The following is a 15,284-nucleotide window of genomic DNA, read 5'->3' on the forward strand; positions in this document are numbered from 1 at the left end:
ATCCGTTAATTGATAACATAGTTGAGCTTTCGAGCGGTGGAAAACTACCAACGATCGCGCGGGGCCACCAGACCCACCGGGCCGCGACCGCGACGCAACAGCCCTGGAGGATCCCGTGCGCGCCGCCCGGCCCACCCGCGCCGCCACCGCACGCCTGGCCGACGCCACCGCCGCAGCCGCCGCCCTCGTCGCCGCCGCCGTACAGGCCGGCAGCATCCCCGGAGCAGTGCTCGCCACCGGCTGGGGCCACGAAACCGAACCGCACGTCCGCGCCTTCGGCCGCACGGCGGTGACCGGCCCGTCCGCACCGGTCACCACCGAGACCGTCTACGACCTCGCCTCGCTCACCAAGGTCACGGCCACCCTGCCCGCCGTCCTGGGACTGGCCGACACCGGAGCACTCGACCTGGACGACCCGGTCCAGCGGTACCTGCCCGCGTTCACCGGCCCGGGCAAGGACGGAGTCACCGTGCGCCACCTGCTCACCCACACCTCGGGCCTCCCCCCGCACCGCCCCCTCCACGAGCTGCCCGGGACACCCGACGACCGGCTCGCCGGCGCCCTCGCCGAACCCCTCGCAGCCGCCCCCGGCACCACCGTCGCCTACTCCGACCTCGGATTCATCGCCCTCGGCGAAATCATCCGCAGCACGACCGGCGCATCACTCGAACGAGCCGTCACCGAGCTCGTCCTCGACCCCCTGGGCATGACCAGCACCCGGTACCGGCCGCCCGCCCACTGGCGTTCCCGCACCGCGCCCACCGAGCCTCGGCCCGACGGCACCGTCCCCTGCGCAACCGTCCACGACGAGAACGCCGAGGCGCTCGGCGGCGTCTGCGGCCACGCCGGCCTCTTCGGCACCGCCGGCGACCTGGCCCGCTACCTGCGGTACGGCTGGCTCCACCCCGACTCACCCGTCCTGTCCCCGAACGTCCGCGCCACGGCACTGCGCTGCCACACGGAATCCCTCGACGGCCGCCGCGGCCTGGGCTGGACCCTTCGCGGCGACCGCTGGGACCACCTGGGCCGCCACTGGCCCGCCGACGGCGCCGGACACACCGGCTTCACCGGCACGAGCATCGCCCTCGACCCGCCCGGTGGCCCCTGGGTCGTCCTGCTGACGAACGCCGTGCACCTCGGCCGCGACGCATCCGCAATCGCTACCCTGCGACGGGCGACCTGCGACGCCCTGTACGACCCGCCATGAGGCCCCCGGCCGGCACAGGGCACAGTAGACCGGAGCACACCTCAACCCTCCCACCGCGCAACCCCACCCGAAGGAAGCCCCCATGACCGCAGCCGACGGAACCCGCCCGAAGCGCAGGCCGGCCTCCCGCCCGGCCGCACCCGCCGCACCCAGCGGGCCACCCCAGACCGTCCTCGTACAGATCCGGGCGCTCCTGCCGTCGCTGGCTCCCGCCGAACGCCGGGTCGCGGAGGCAGCCCTTGCCGACCCCGCGAACGTCGCCGCGCAGACCATCAGCGAACTGGCCGCCGAATGCCGCACCTCCGAGACCACCGTCGTGCGCTTCTGCCGCACCCTCGGCCTCAAGGGGTACCCGGACCTGCGGATCGGCCTCGCCTCCGCCGCCAGCGTCGAGGAGAGCAGCGCCGGCTGGAGTGCCGTCGGCGCGGACATCGGCCCCCGGGACTCACTCGCCGACATCGTCGCCAAGCTCGGATTCGCCGACGCCCGGGCGGTCGAGGACACCGTCGGCCAACTCGACCTCCACGCCCTCAAACGAGCCGTGGACGCCGTCTCGTCCGCCGACGGCACGGACGTCTACGGCGTCGGGGCGAGCGGCCTGGTCGCGCTGGACCTCCAGCAGAAACTCCACCGCATCGGCCGCCGCGTCAACGCCTGGGTCGACCCCCACATCGCGCTGACCTCCGCCGCACTGCTGCGCAGCGGCGACGTGGCCATCGGCGTGTCCCACACCGGCGACACCGCCGCCACCGTGGACGTCCTCGCGGAAGCGAAGCGCAACGGCGCGACCACGATCGCGATCACCAACTTCCCGCGGTCGGCCATCACCGACCAGGCGGACCACGTGCTGACCACCGCAGTGCGCGAGACGACGTTCCGCTCCGGCGCGATGGCCAGCCGGATCGCCGCCCTCACCGTCGTCGACTGCCTCTTCGTCGGAGTCGCCCAGCGCCACCGCACACGCACCCTGAAGGCGCTGGAGCGCACCTACGCGGCGGTGCAGAACCACCGCCTCCAGGGGTAACCGGGGCCGCCGGCGGGCCGCCCACCAACGGAGCGGGCAGCCGGTCAGCTCATCGACGCGGCCACCGCAGCGGAGACCCTCCCGTCGACGGCGGCCAGGCGCTGCCGGGCGTCCTCCGGGGCGCAGCCGGAGAGGAGGCACACGAGTGCCGTCTTCAGTTGGCCGTCGGCCTCGGCGAGGGCCCGGGAGCAGGGTTCCTCGCCGAGCCCCGTGGCCTCCATGAGGATGGTGACCAGCCGGCCCCGGAGCTTGGCGTTGCTGGCGGAGAGGTCGACCATCAGGTTGGAGTACGTGCGCCCCAGGGCGATCATCACGGCGGTGGACAACCCGTTGAGCACGAGCTTGTGCGCCGTGGCGGCCTTGAGGCGGGTGGATCCGGCGATCGCTTCGGGTCCGGTGTCGACGCCGATGTGCAGGTCGGCGAGGTCGGCGAGTGGCGCCTCCGGATTGGAGCTGACCAGTGCGGTGAAGGCTCCTGCCTGCCGCGCCGCGGCGAGCGCACCTGCCACGTAGGGGGTGCGGCCGCTGGCGGCGATGCCGACGGCCACGTCGCCCGGTTCGACGGCGGCGGCGTCCGCGGCCCCGAGTTCTTCGCTGTCTTCACTGCCTTCGACGGCGGTGGTCAGGGCCGCGGCGCCGCCGGCGTGGTGGGCGACGACGATTCCGGCCGGCAGGGAGAAGGTGGGGCCGAGTTCGGCGGCGTCCACGACGGCGGTGCGGCCCGAGGTGCCCGCGCCGAAGTAGTGGAGGCGGCCGCCCGCGCGCAGGCGGTCGGCGGTCACCTCTGCCAGCACCGCGAGGAGGGGGAGGACCTTGGCCACCTCCCCGGCGACGCGCGAGTCCTCGGCGTTGAGCATCCTGAGCACCGCGAGCGGGTCGGCTCGGTCGATGGCCAGGGTGCGGGGGTTGCGCTGCTCGGTGGGCGACATGACGCGGACGGAACGGCTCGGGGTCACGGGTGTCCTCTCGGTTTCTGCCATCGTCCGCCCCGCCACGTAGTTTTGCAACATTGCATGCCACCGATGCGTTGCTTTTCGCCTGGCTGCCCGTCAACAACGCCCAGCTGAGAGCAGGTCGACGAGTTACGGGCAGTCATGTTCGTGCGTAACTCATTGACTTGAGCGTGCCGCGACTCCTACCGTCGGCCTACTGCAGCTCCGCCCTCATGCACACGTTGATCGGAGTCCATCCCCCATGCGCAACGCCAGACGTGCCGCTCTCCCCCTCGCGGCCGCCCTGCTCCTCAGCGGCACCGCGGCCTGCTCCTCCTCGGCAAGCTCTTCGGACTCCGCAGGCGGCGGGGTGTTCACCACCATCGACGGGAACCACCCCATCTCGGCCGGCGCCCCCATGAACCCGTTCAACGCCGCCGGCAACACCTTCCTCGGCTACGACACGATGCAGCTGGGGTTCACCAAGAAGAACCCGCAGGACCCGAACGACTTCTTCCCCGGCCTGGCCAGGAGCTGGAAGACCACGGACACCTCGATCACCGTGGAGCTGGAACCCGGGGCCAAGTGGTCCGACGGCAAGCCCGTCACCGTCGACGACGTCAAGGCCTCCATGGCCATCGCCCTCACCCAGGGCGCGGCGACCGTCGGGGCGGGCGTGCTCACCCAGGGGCTCGACGTCGCCGAGATCAAGGAGACCGCGCCGCACACCATCGAGATCAGCCAGGTGCCGGGCGCCAAGAACATCCAGTTCCCCCGCCTGGTGCTCACCCAGAAGATCGTTCCGGCGTCCGTCTACGGCTCGATGCTGCCCGCCGACGTCTGGGACGTGGTCCACGCCAGCCAGAGCGCCGACCCCGGGCAGGCAGACGCCGCGAAGGCCGCGGTCGACAAACTCAACGAGATCGGCAAGAAGATCTCCGCGTTCGCCCCCGCCACCGACGTCTCGGCCGGCCCGTTCGTCATCACCCGGATCAACCCCGGCTCCGCGGTGCTCGACCGCAATCCGCACTTCTTCGCCGCCGACAGGATCGGCCCGAAGCAGGTCGTGGTGCGCAACTACACCGGCAACGAGCAGATCTGGAACTACATGACCAACGGTGAGCTGGACGCCGCGCCGTTCACCGCCATCCCCGACAACGTCCTCCAGCGCATCCTCAAGGCCGGGAACCAGCGCGTCGACGCCATCAACTACGTCGACGCCGCCATCGCTTTCAACCAGAGCGTCGCCCCGTTCGACAAGGTCGAGGTCCGCCGGGCCCTCGCGCACGTCATCGACCGCGCGGCCGTCACCAAGGTCGGCCAGCCCGTCGGCGGCGCGGCCTCAAAGGCCACCACCGGCCTGATCGACAAGGTCGCCGAGAAGTGGCTCACCCCCGAGCAGCAGGCCGCGCTCGACCCCTACCCGCACGACGAGACCAAGGCCGCCGCGCTCCTCCAGCAGGCCGGCCTCACCAAGAAGGACGGGGCCTGGTACCTGCCGGACGGCACTCCGTGGACCATCACGTTGCAGACCGTCAACGGCTTCAGCGACTGGATCGCCGGCGGCACCGTCCTCGCCAACCAGCTGACCGCCTTCGGCATCCCCACCAAGACCGCGCTGACCGCCGACTTCAGCACCTACAAGAAGGAGATGGCCGACGGGAAGTACCCGGTCGGGTTCTGGCTGACCGCGCTCGGCCCCGGCACCGACGCCGCCTTCCAGCGCCTCTACGGCGCGGACAACGGCTTCACCGCGATCGGCGCCGCCGTCACGCACAAGACCGGGAAGGGCTCGGGCAACTGGCTCAACACCCCGACCTCGTTCACCCTCGACGGCGCCACCGTCGACCCCGGCGAGCTGACGGCCAGGCTCACCCTCCTCAAGCCCGACCAGCAGAAGGACATCGTCCAGCAGCTGGCCCGGCTCACCAACCAGCAGGTGCCGGTCGTCCAGATCTGGGACTACACCAACGTGCAGTTCGTCAACGACAAGCGGTTCACGAACTTCCCGAAGGCGGGCCAGGACGGCCTCCTGAGCAACTCCCCCGGCGTGTGGATGATGCAGGGCTACGTCCAGCCCAAGTCCAAGAAGTAGCCGCGCCGGCGGCGGCGCGGGGCCAGCGGCCCCCTGCCGCCGGCCGCACCGCCCCGAACCCGAAACCGTCTCCAGGAGCACGCATGGCCCGCCGACCCAACCGGCCACAGGGGGAGCCCAGGTGAGAGCAGTCCTCCTCAGGCTCGCCGCGAAGCTGGCCGCAGGCCTGGCGATGGTCCTCACCGTCGCCACCTTCACCTTCTTCCTCGTCCACGCCCTGCCCGGCAACCCCGGCGACGCCGCCTACGAGGCGTACGTCCTCGGCGGCATGCCGCCCGAGACGGCCCGGGCCAAGGTCGCCGTCATCTACGGCTTCACCTCCCACGAACCGCTGACCGACCAGTACCTGGGCTACCTGGGCCAACTCGCCCGCGGCAACCTGGGAGTCTCGATCTCCTACAGCGGGGTCCCCGTCTCGGACGTCATCCGCGCAGCCGTCCCCTGGACCGTCCTGCCCGTCCTGTCCGGACTCGTCGTCAGCTTCCTCGTCGGATGCACCGCCGGCGTGATCGCCGCCGTCCGGCGCAACTCCCGCACCGGCGGCCTGCTCTCGCTCTCCGGCTCCCTCATGGCCGGCGTGCCGTCCTTCGTCCTCGCGCTGCTGCTCGCCTTCCTGTTCCACACCCTCTGGAACGTGCTGCCCTACGGAGACACCAGCGACGTGACCATCGCCCCCGGCTTCACCCCCGACTACGTCGGCTCCGTCGCCACCCACGCCGTCCTCCCCGTGGCGACCTACGCACTGCTGAGCTACGGCGGTTGGCTGCTGACCATGAAGTCCAGCGTGGCCTCGGTCCTCGGCGACGACTTCATCCTCGCCGCCGAACTGCGCGGCATCGCCCCGGCGACCCGCATGCGCTACATCGGCCGCAACGCCGTACTGCCGCTGTTCACCACGCTCGCCCTGTCCATCGGCCACATGTTCGCCGGATCCGTCCTGATCGAGGACGTCTTCGACTACCCGGGTCTGGGCAACCTGCTCCTCAAGAGCATCGGCAGCCGCGACTACCCCCTGATGGGCGGCGCCTTCCTGTTGATCACCGTCACGATCGTCCTCGCGAACATCGTCGCCGAGATGCTGTACTCGGTGATCGACCCCCGGGTGAGGCGATGACCGAGACCCTCGACCGGACGGCCCGCGCCACGCGCCCGCCCACCCGCCGCGCCCGCACCCTCCGCGTGCTGACCCGACGGCCCGGCCGCATCATCGGCCTCCTCATCATCGTCTTCTTCACCCTCATGGCACTCCTCGGACCGCTCCTGTACCCGGGGCCCCTCGCCGTCGACCCCGAGGCCGTCTACGCCCCGCCCAGCGCCGAACACTGGCTCGGCACCGACTTCGCCGGCTCCGACGTCCTCCAGGAGGTCGTGGTCGGCGCCCGCTACGTCCTGCTCACCGCCACCGTCGCCGCCCTGGTCACCGCCGCCACCGGCACCCTGGTGGGACTGGTCGCCGGTTTCCGCCGCGGCCTCGCGGACTCCGGACTCATGCGGATCACCGACTTCGTCCTCACCCTGCCCGGCCTGCCCCTGCTGATCGTCCTGTCCACCCTGTGGAGTTTCAGCAGCGCCTTCCAGATGGGACTCGTCCTCGGCGTCACCGGCTGGGGCGGCGTCGCCCGCGCCGTACGCTCCCAGACCCTCTCGCTCCGCGAGCGCGGCTTCCTGGAGGCCGCCCGCGGCCTGGGGCTCTCCCACCGGCACATCCTCCTCCGCGAACTGCTCCCCAACATCGCACCGTACGTCGCCATGAACCTCCTGCTGTCCGTCATCGGATTCATCGGAGCGGAGGTGGCGCTGTTCTTCCTCGGGGTCGTGCCGTTCTCCAGCGAGAACTGGGGCGTGATGCTCAACCAGGCGGTCTTCTCCGGCGGCGTCATGAGCAGCCCGGAGGCCCTCACCTACCTGCTGGCCCCGCTGACCTGCATCCTGCTCATCACCCTGGGCATCGTGCTGTTCATGGACGCGGTCGACGAGCTGTTCAACCCGAGACTGCGGGAGCGCACGTGACCACGCACACCCCGTCCCACCACGGAGCCGCGACCACCACGGCCCCGTCGGCCGAAGTCAGCATCCGCGACCTGACCGTCGTCTACCGCACCGACCACGGCGACCTGCCGGCGGTCTCCCACGCCAATCTCGACCTGCACGCCGGACAGATCACCGGCCTGGTCGGAGAGTCCGGCTCGGGCAAGTCCACCCTCGCGCTCTCCCTCCTCAACGCCGTGCCCGAACCGGGCCGCATCAGCACCGGCAGCATCCACGTCGCAGGCGTCGGCGACGTCACCCGGCTCAGCGGCCGCCGGCTGCGCCGTACCCGGGGCAGCGCGCTCGGCTACGTCTTCCAGGCCTCCCAGAACTCGCTCAACCCCCTCAAGACGATCGGACGGCAACTCCTCGACCTCGGCCGCTCCCACGACGTCGAGGACCTGCGCGGCCTGGTGAACCGCGCGAAGGACCTGTGCGAACGCATGGGCCTCGACGGCACTCGCGTCCTGGACTCCTACCAGCACGAGCTCTCCGGGGGCATGCGCCAACGCGCCGGCATCGTGCTCGCCCTCGTCCTCAACGCCAAGGTGCTGATCCTCGACGAGCCGACCACCGCCCTCGACATGATCTCCCAGGCCGCCGTCCTCGACATCGTGCGCGGCGTGCACCGCGAACACGACCTGGCCACCCTCGTCGTCACCCACGACATGGGAGTGGTCTCCGAGATCGCCGAGCGCCTCGCCGTCATGTACGGCGGGCGGATCGTCGAACACGGCCCCACCACCGAGCTCCTCCGACGGCCCTCGCACCCCTACACGCGGGCCCTGATCGGCGCCACCGCCCGCATCGTCGGCGACACCGGCCTCGCCCGGGCGCTGCCCGGCCGGCCGCCGGACCTCACCACCCTCGCGCGGCGCGGATGCGTCTTCCGGGACCGCTGCCCGATCGCGATGCCGGTGTGCGAGGAAACCGACCCCGCCCTCACCGAGTGGGCGCCCGACCGGTACCGGGCCTGCCACGCCGACCCGACGCACAGCACGCCAGGGACCGCCGCGGCCCCCGTTCCGGCCGCGCGGACCCACGACACCCCCGAGCGAGCAGAACCGTGATCGAGGCGAGGAACATCACCCGCACCTACACCGGCCGCGGCGCCTTCACCGGCACCCGCACGGTGCACGCCCTGCGCGGCGTCGACTTCACCCTCCCCAAGGGCGGCGCCGTCTCCTTCATCGGCGAGTCGGGCTGCGGCAAGACCACCCTGGGCAAGATCCTCACCGGCCTCGACACCTTCGACGGCGGCTCGCTCGTCATCGACGGAACCGATGTGTCGACGCTGCCCGCGGCCCGGCGCGCCCCGTACTTCCGGCGCATCCAGATGATCCACCAGGACCCCTACTCGGCCCTCAACCCGACCCGCGACATCGGCCAGATCCTCGGCGACCCGCTGCGCATGCGTGCGAGGGAGACCGGAGCCGGCCGCTCCCAGCAGCGGGAACGCGCCGCCGAACTGCTGGAACTGGTCGGCCTGCGGCCCGGCGGCGTGCTGGGCAAGTACCCGCACCAGCTCTCCGGCGGGCAGCGCCAGCGCGTCGTCATCGCCAGGGCACTGACCGTCGACCCCGAAGCGCTGGTCGCCGACGAGTCCGTGTCGATGATCGACGTGTCGATGCGGCTCGGCATCCTCGCCCTGCTGCGCGACCTGCGCGAGCGGCTCGGCATCTCGCTGCTCTTCATCACCCACGACGTCGCCACCGCACGCTACCTCGGCGACGGCGGCGAACTGCACGTCATCTACCGCGGCCAGGTCATCGAACGGGGCCCCACCGACCAGGTCGTCCAGCAGCCCGTGCACCCGTACACGCAGTGCCTGCTGTCCGCCGTCCCCGTCCTGCGCGGACTGGAGGAGCCGGGCCCGGAGCGCCTCGTCCCGCTCGCCGCACTCGACGAGCGCGTTCCGACCCCCGGCTGCCTGTTCGCCCCGCGATGCCCGTTCGCGACGCCCGAGTGCACCGCCGCCCAACCCGGGCTCACCGTGCTCACCCCCGGGGAGGAGCATCGCCACGCGTGCCTGCACCCGCAGGCGCGCAGGGTGGTCGCGACCGAGGCCCCGGCAGCGCACTGACGCGCTGCGGCACACGCGAGCCCGGGACCGGATGTCGCCGGTGCCGGCCGGAGGATCGACAATTCGTCGATCGCCCGGCCGGCACCGGGACTCGTACCGTGGCGGATGTGGAGCTCTCAGCACAGCGCGGACGGCCGGCGCTGCGGGACGACAGGCGCCGGCCGTCCGCCGGACCCAGCCGCCTCTCAGGACCGCCGCGGCCCACCCGCCACGGCGCCCGGCCCCGCCACGACGAGCAGGTACCGGCTGTCCGGTCCCAGCGCGACCAGCCTGTGCGCGGAGGCCGCCTCGTAGTGGAGGGCATCGCCGGCCTCCAGCTCGAACCGTTCGCCGTCCACCTCGGCGGCGACCCGCCCGGAGAGCACGACGCACAGTTCCTCGCCCGGGTGCGAGGTGGCGAAGGCGTGGTGGGCCGGGGTTCCCTCGGCGAGCACCGCCTCGAAGCGGCGCGCGCCGACCGGAGTGAGCGCGAAGGTCCGGCCCTCGCCCGGGGGCCACGCCCGCGGCTCGCGACGCGGCCGGTGCACCGCCCCGGGCTGCGGCGGCCCCACCGGCCGAGCAGTCGCGGGGGCTCCGCCCAGCAGCACCGACAGCGGTGTCTCCACCGCCTCCGCGACCTGCTCCAGGGTCCGCAGCGTGGGGTTCGCGCCCCCGGCCTCCAGCCGGCTGAGGAAACTGCGGGAGAGACCACTGCGCTGAGCCACGCCGTCCAGCGTCAGACCCAGCCGGGACCGCGCGGCGTGCAAGCGCTCGCCGAGGCGGGCCGCCGCACCGTCCGCGCGCGCACCGGCAGCACCCGCGGCCTCACCCGTCCTCCCCGTCCCGTCACGCCCCGACGTCACCGTCGCCCCCGTCCCGTCCGTCTGCGTCCCGTGCCTGCCGCCCGAGCGCCGGCCGCTCGGCCCGATCGGATCACCGCACGTTACCGGTCCCGACCCGCCCCCGCACCAGGGAGTACGCCCGTGTCCGGCCCCCTCCGCCCGGTGCTGTCCACCGGACCGCGCCGATGACGACCACCACCTACGCCTCCGCATGGTCGGAGCCCGCCGAGACGCTCGCCGACGCGGCGGACGAACTGGGGGCGGCCGAACGGAAGCTGGCCCTCGCCATGCTCGCCGACTGGCCGGACTCCGCGCTGCGGCCGCCGAACGCCCTGCTCGCCGAAACCGGCGCCGCCCGCGGCGACCTGCAACGGCTGGTCCGCGCGGCCGGATTCCGTGACCTGGGCGAGCTGCAGGCACGGGTCGCCGAACGACTCGACGAGCAGCTGGCGAGCCCGCACGAGCGGTTCCGCGCCAGGCTTCGCCCGGCCCACCTGCCGGGCCTGACGCGGCGCATGGCGGAGCGCGAGGCCGCGAACGTCGTCGCCACCCTGCACGCGGCCGAGGACGACGGCGCCCTGGACGGCACCGCACGGGCGCTGGTGACGGCCAGACGGCGTTTCGTCCTGGGCACGGGGCGCAGCCGCGGCCTGGCCCAGCTCATGGCGGCCGACATGGAGAGCGTGTTCGGCCGAGTGGTCCTGCTGGACGGCAGCGCCGACCGCACCGTGGAGGCCCTCACCGACGCCGGACCCAAGGATGTCGCCCTCGTCTACTCCGTGCGCCGCTACGACCGCGCGACGCTCCGCACCGCCGAGGCACTGCGTCGCTTCGGGGTGCCAGTGGTGGCCATCGTGGACGGCCACGGCTCACCCGTGGCGCCGCTCGCCGGGTTCACGTTGACCGCGGCGACGGGCGGCCCGTCCTTCGCGGACTCCCCGACCGCCCTGGTCGCCCTCGGCCACGCCCTCCTCACGGCGGCGGCCGCCCGCTCCAAGGGAGCCCTGCGCCGCCTGGACCGGCGGGAGGAGGCGAACCGCGTGCTGAACAGATTCGCCGACGACTGACCTCCCACCGCCCTCTCCACCCCGCCCGTGAGCGCCTCGCTCCGAGTCGCTCCCCCGAAACGCCATTGGGTGAACCATGACTTCAGCAGATCCCGGACGGCCCGCCCCGGCCGCCTGGCCCTCCCCCGTCGAAGCCGAGGACGTGGCCCGCGAGGACGGCATCCCCGGCTGGGTGGAACTCGTTCCCGAACCCGGCGGAACCACCGTGTGGTGGGACGAGCCGCGCCCGTTGGAGGGCGGCCGACGGTGCGTCGTACGACGCTCACCGGACGGCACCGTGCAGGACCTGCTGCCGGCGGGCTTCAACGCCCGCAGCAGACTCCACGAGTACGGCGGACGCGCTTGGCGGCCCGTCGTCCTCCCGCCGCCGGAAGGCACTGCCGCCGACGGCCCGTCAGGGCCCGCTCGGGCGCTGGTGTTCGTCGACTGGCACGACCAGCGCCTGCTGGTGACCGTGCCCGGGGGCGAGCCACGCCCGCTGACAGCGGCCTCGGACCTGCGGGGAACCCCGTCGGTGCGGTACGGCGACCTGTACGCCCCACCCGGTGGCGACGCGGTGTGGTGCGTGCGTGAGACTTTGGGAGCGCATCCGCGTGACGTGCGACGCGCCGTCGTCGCGGTGCCGCTGGACGGCTCGGCCGCCACCGATCCCGACCGGGTCAGGGTCCTGGCGGACGGCTACGACTTCCTGGCCTGCCCACGGCAGTCCCCGGACGGCCGGCACCTGTCCTGGATCGGCTGGAACCATCCCCGGATGCCGTGGGACGGCACCGACCTGTGCGTCACCGACCTCCACAGCCCCGGTCCACCCCGCGTGCTGGCGGGCGGCGCGGAGTGCTCCGTCGTCCAGGCGGAGTGGCGCGACGCGGACACCATCTGGGCCGTCGCCGACCCGGACGGCTGGTGGAACCTGCAGCTCGTCCCCCTGGACGGCAGCCCGGCGCGAACCGTCGCACCCCGCGCGGAGGAGTTCGGCGGGGCGCTGTGGCGACCGGGAGCCGCCTGGTTCACCCCGCTTCCCGACGGCAGGGTGCTGGCCGTGCACGGTACCGGCAGCGACCGGCATCTCGGCATCGTGGACCCGATCGACGACACCGTGCACGACCTGGACCTGCCCTACAACGACTTCGCCGCAACCGTCCACGCCGCCGACGGGCAGGCGGTGTGCGTGGCCGGCTCGCCGAGCATCCACCACCGCGTGGTGCTCACCGACCTGGCGACGACCGGCACCGCCGCCACCGGAGGCGACAACCACAGGGCCCTGACGGGCGACAGCCCTGCGCCGCACATCGCGGACCACTTGCCCACGCCCCGCGCCGAGGTCTTCCACCACGACGACGGGCACCCCGTGCACGCCGTGCTCTACCCCCCGCACAACCCCCACCACCGGCTCGCCCCCGGCGAACTGCCCCCGTGGGTCGTCTTCGTCCACGGCGGCCCCACCGGATCCTCCCCGATGGCCCTGGACCTGGAGATCGCCTACTTCACCAGCCGAGGCATCGGCGTCGCGGACGTCGACTACGGCGGCTCCACCGGCTACGGCCGCGCCTACCGCCAGCAGCTGCAAGGCGCGTGGGGGGTCGTGGACGTCGCAGACTGCGCGGTGGTCGCCCGCGGACTCGTCACCCGGGGTCTGGCCCGCAAGGACCGCCTGGCCGTCCGCGGTGGCAGCGCCGGCGGCTGGACGGCACTCGCCTCCCTCACCTCCACCGACCTCTACGCGGGCGCCGTCTCCCACTACGGCATCACCGACCCACTCGCCTGGGCCGCCGACACCCATGACTTCGAGTCCCGCTACCTCGACGGTCTCATCGGCCCCCTGCCCGAAGCCGCCGCACGCTACGAAGAACGCTCCCCCGTCCTCAATGCCCACCGTGCCAGCGGGCCGGCCCTGCTCCTGCACGGCCTCGAGGACGTCGTCGTGGGGCCGGAGCAGTCACGCGCCTTCGCCAAGGCCATGGACGACGCGGGCCTCACCTGCACCCTTCTGGAACTCCCCGGTGAGCAGCACGGCTGGCGGCACGCCAGCACCATCACCACCGTCCTGCGGGCCGAAATCGCCTTCTACCGGCGGATCTTCACCACCGCGGGGGCACCGGCGCCCCGACCCACCGGGCGACCCGGCACCCCACCGACCGCGGGCAGCACCTCGTGAGCACCCTCCTTCCGTCCGCGTCCCTGCGCCGACCAGCAGCGCTGCTCCCCGGCGACACGGTCGCCGTCGTCGCCCCCGCCGGACCCGTGAGGCCCGACCTCCTCGAGCGCGGTGTCGCCGTACTGAGGTCGTGGGGCCTGCGGGTGACGGTCATGCCGCACGTCACGGAGACCCGTCTCGGTCACCTCGCCGGGCGGGACTCCGACCGGGCAGCCGACCTGCAGGCGGCCTGGACCGATCCCCGGGTCGCCGCCGTGCTCTGCGCCCGCGGCGGCTACGGCTGCCAGCGGATGGCCGACCTGCTCGACTGGGACACCCTCGCGGCCGCCGAGCCGAAGCCACTCGTCGGGTGCAGCGACGTCACCGAGCTCCACCGCCTGTTCGCCACCCGCCTCGGCGTCGCCACGCTGCACGGACCGATGGTCGCCACCGAAGCCTTCGACGAACCCACCACGCTGGCCCACCTTCACCGGATGCTCTTCACGCCGGAAGGGATCCGCGAACTTCCCCTGCTCGCACCGCCGCTGGCAACCGGACAGGCACGGGGCATCCTGGCCGGCGGAAACGCGAGCCTGCTCGCGTCCTCCGTCGGCGGGCCGGGACCCACGGCCCCGGACGGCTCCCTGCTACTGCTCGAGGAGATCGGCGAGGACCCGTACCGACTGGACCGCATCCTCACCCAGCTGCGCCGGGCCGGCGTACTCGCAGCGGCCGCCGGCATCGTCCTGGGCGACTTCACCGACTGCGGCGCCCCCGCGGCCGTGGCCGAGGTGCTGCACGACCGTCTGGCCGATCTCGGCGTCCCCGTGGCGGCGGGGCTCCGCGCCGGGCACGGGGAGGTCCAGCTGACCGTGCCACTGGGCCTGCGCGCCGACCTGACGGCCGTGACCGGGCCGGGGGAAAGCATCCTGCTGCTCAGCCAGGCACCACTGCGGGCCCGTGCCGGCGCGGCCCCCCGACCGCGGGACACCCCTCGCACCGACAGGAAGGACGGACAGCCATGCGCGTCATGATCTCCGCGGACATGGAGGGCGCCACCGGCGTCACCTGGCCCGATGACGTCGAACCGGGGACAGCGGCCTGGGAACGGATGCGGCGGTTGCTCACCGGGGACGTCAACGCCTGCGTGGCGGGCCTCTTCGCCGGGGGCGCCACCGAGGTGCTGGTCAACGAAGCGCACTACACGCAACGCAACGTCCTGATCGAGGATCTCGACGACCGGGCCACCCTGCTGACGGGCCGCCACAAGCCGCTCGGCATGATGCACGGCGTCCAGGAGACCGACGGTGTGGTGATGCTCGGCTACCACACCGGAGCCGGCGAGGAAGGAGTGCTCGCCCACACCTACCTCGGCACGGGACTCGTCGACTTCCGCATCGACGGCGAGGCGGCCGACGAAGGGCGCATGAACGCCCTGGTCGCTGCCGAGCACGGCGTCCCGGTCCTGCTGGTCACCGGCGACGACCTGACGTGCGAGGCCGCCCGCCGCTGGGCGCCGCTCGCCCGGACCGCCGCGGTGAAGCGGGCGGTCAGCCGGTACGCGGCCGTCTGCCTGCCCCCGGCCCGCAGCTCGGCCCTCATCGCGTCACAGGCACGGGCCGCGGTGGAAGCCGCCCTCGTCTCCGAACGCCCCACCGCGACGACCACGGAGCACCGCTTCGAAGTGACCTTCCACGCAACCCACCAAGCGGCAGCGGTGGAGGCCGTACCCACCGTGGAACGGACCGGCCCGCGCACAGTCGCCTACACCGCTCCGAGTGCGACCGAAGGCGCCCGCGCCTTCAAGGTGTGCACCACGGTCGCGGCCTCCGCCACCGAGGAACAGTACGGCTGACCCCCACCGACCCGCTCCTGAACGGAATGTGACGCCCC

The 15,284-nt window shown here is 72.8% G+C and carries 13 protein-coding genes; 11 read left to right on the forward strand and 2 right to left on the reverse strand.

Annotated features, from left to right (window positions below; all coding sequences use genetic code 11):
• Window positions 1-115: 115 nt before the first annotated feature.
• Both ABEB06_RS00620 and ABEB06_RS00625 read left to right on the forward strand, forming a co-directional pair.
• Window positions 116-1,207 (forward strand): serine hydrolase domain-containing protein, encoded by a 1,092-nt coding sequence (locus tag ABEB06_RS00620; protein ID WP_345694754.1) that lies wholly within the window; start codon window positions 116-118, stop codon window positions 1,205-1,207.
• An 82-nt stretch (window positions 1,208-1,289) separates the two neighbouring features.
• Window positions 1,290-2,231 carry a MurR/RpiR family transcriptional regulator gene (locus ABEB06_RS00625; RefSeq protein WP_345694755.1) on the forward strand — a complete coding sequence of 314 codons (942 nt, stop codon included), beginning with the start codon at window positions 1,290-1,292 and terminating at the stop codon, window positions 2,229-2,231.
• Window positions 2,232-2,275: 44 nt separating this feature from the next.
• Here ABEB06_RS00625 and ABEB06_RS00630 read toward each other — a convergent pair whose 3' ends face one another.
• The gene (locus tag ABEB06_RS00630) at window positions 2,276-3,160 is read right to left on the reverse strand and encodes an N-acetylmuramic acid 6-phosphate etherase (protein WP_345694756.1); all 885 of its coding nucleotides are present in this window, start codon (window positions 3,158-3,160) and stop codon (window positions 2,276-2,278) included.
• Window positions 3,161-3,425: 265 nt separating this feature from the next.
• Between ABEB06_RS00630 and ABEB06_RS00635 the strand changes: the two genes are divergently transcribed.
• From ABEB06_RS00635 to ABEB06_RS00655, 5 genes are all read left to right on the forward strand, one after another.
• A complete protein-coding gene (locus ABEB06_RS00635) occupies window positions 3,426-5,258 on the forward strand; it encodes an ABC transporter substrate-binding protein (RefSeq protein ID WP_345694757.1) in 1,833 nt (610 codons plus the stop codon).
• A 121-nt stretch (window positions 5,259-5,379) separates the two neighbouring features.
• The gene (locus ABEB06_RS00640) at window positions 5,380-6,372 is read left to right on the forward strand and encodes an ABC transporter permease (protein ID WP_345694758.1); all 993 of its coding nucleotides are present in this window, start codon (window positions 5,380-5,382) and stop codon (window positions 6,370-6,372) included.
• Window positions 6,369-7,268 carry an ABC transporter permease gene (locus ABEB06_RS00645; RefSeq protein WP_345694759.1) on the forward strand — a complete coding sequence of 300 codons (900 nt, stop codon included), beginning with the start codon at window positions 6,369-6,371 and terminating at the stop codon, window positions 7,266-7,268. Before ABEB06_RS00640 ends, ABEB06_RS00645 begins: the two co-directional genes overlap by 4 nt.
• The gene (locus tag ABEB06_RS00650; protein ID WP_345694760.1) at window positions 7,265-8,356 is read left to right on the forward strand and encodes an ABC transporter ATP-binding protein; all 1,092 of its coding nucleotides are present in this window, start codon (window positions 7,265-7,267) and stop codon (window positions 8,354-8,356) included. The genes ABEB06_RS00645 and ABEB06_RS00650 overlap by 4 nt, the downstream gene beginning before the upstream one ends.
• Entirely contained in the window at window positions 8,353-9,369 is a 1,017-nt protein-coding gene (locus tag ABEB06_RS00655; RefSeq protein ID WP_345694761.1) for an ABC transporter ATP-binding protein, read from the forward strand. The genes ABEB06_RS00650 and ABEB06_RS00655 overlap by 4 nt, the downstream gene beginning before the upstream one ends.
• A gap of 185 nt (window positions 9,370-9,554) precedes the next feature.
• Here ABEB06_RS00655 and ABEB06_RS00660 read toward each other — a convergent pair whose 3' ends face one another.
• On the reverse strand, window positions 9,555-10,403 hold the full coding sequence (locus ABEB06_RS00660; RefSeq protein WP_345694762.1) for a helix-turn-helix domain-containing protein: 849 nt from the start codon (window positions 10,401-10,403) through the stop codon (window positions 9,555-9,557).
• Here ABEB06_RS00660 and ABEB06_RS00665 point away from each other — a divergent pair.
• The 4 genes from ABEB06_RS00665 to ABEB06_RS00680 all read left to right on the forward strand — a co-directional run bounded on the left by ABEB06_RS00665 (window position 10,376) and on the right by ABEB06_RS00680 (window position 15,246).
• Window positions 10,376-11,257, forward strand: coding sequence for a MurR/RpiR family transcriptional regulator (locus ABEB06_RS00665; protein WP_345694763.1), 882 nt, complete (start codon window positions 10,376-10,378; stop codon window positions 11,255-11,257). The genes ABEB06_RS00660 and ABEB06_RS00665 overlap by 28 nt on opposite strands.
• Before the next feature lie 76 nt (window positions 11,258-11,333).
• The gene (locus ABEB06_RS00670; protein WP_345694764.1) at window positions 11,334-13,412 is read left to right on the forward strand and encodes a S9 family peptidase; all 2,079 of its coding nucleotides are present in this window, start codon (window positions 11,334-11,336) and stop codon (window positions 13,410-13,412) included.
• Window positions 13,409-14,425: a S66 peptidase family protein gene (locus ABEB06_RS00675; RefSeq protein ID WP_345694765.1), complete on the forward strand. Its 1,017-nt coding sequence runs from the start codon at window positions 13,409-13,411 to the stop codon at window positions 14,423-14,425. Before ABEB06_RS00670 ends, ABEB06_RS00675 begins: the two co-directional genes overlap by 4 nt.
• The gene (locus ABEB06_RS00680; RefSeq protein WP_345694766.1) at window positions 14,413-15,246 is read left to right on the forward strand and encodes a M55 family metallopeptidase; all 834 of its coding nucleotides are present in this window, start codon (window positions 14,413-14,415) and stop codon (window positions 15,244-15,246) included. The genes ABEB06_RS00675 and ABEB06_RS00680 overlap by 13 nt, the downstream gene beginning before the upstream one ends.
• Window positions 15,247-15,284: the final 38 nt, after the last annotated feature.

This window comes from Kitasatospora terrestris, from assembly GCF_039542905.1.
Lineage (GTDB): Bacteria > Actinomycetota > Actinomycetes > Streptomycetales > Streptomycetaceae > Kitasatospora > Kitasatospora terrestris.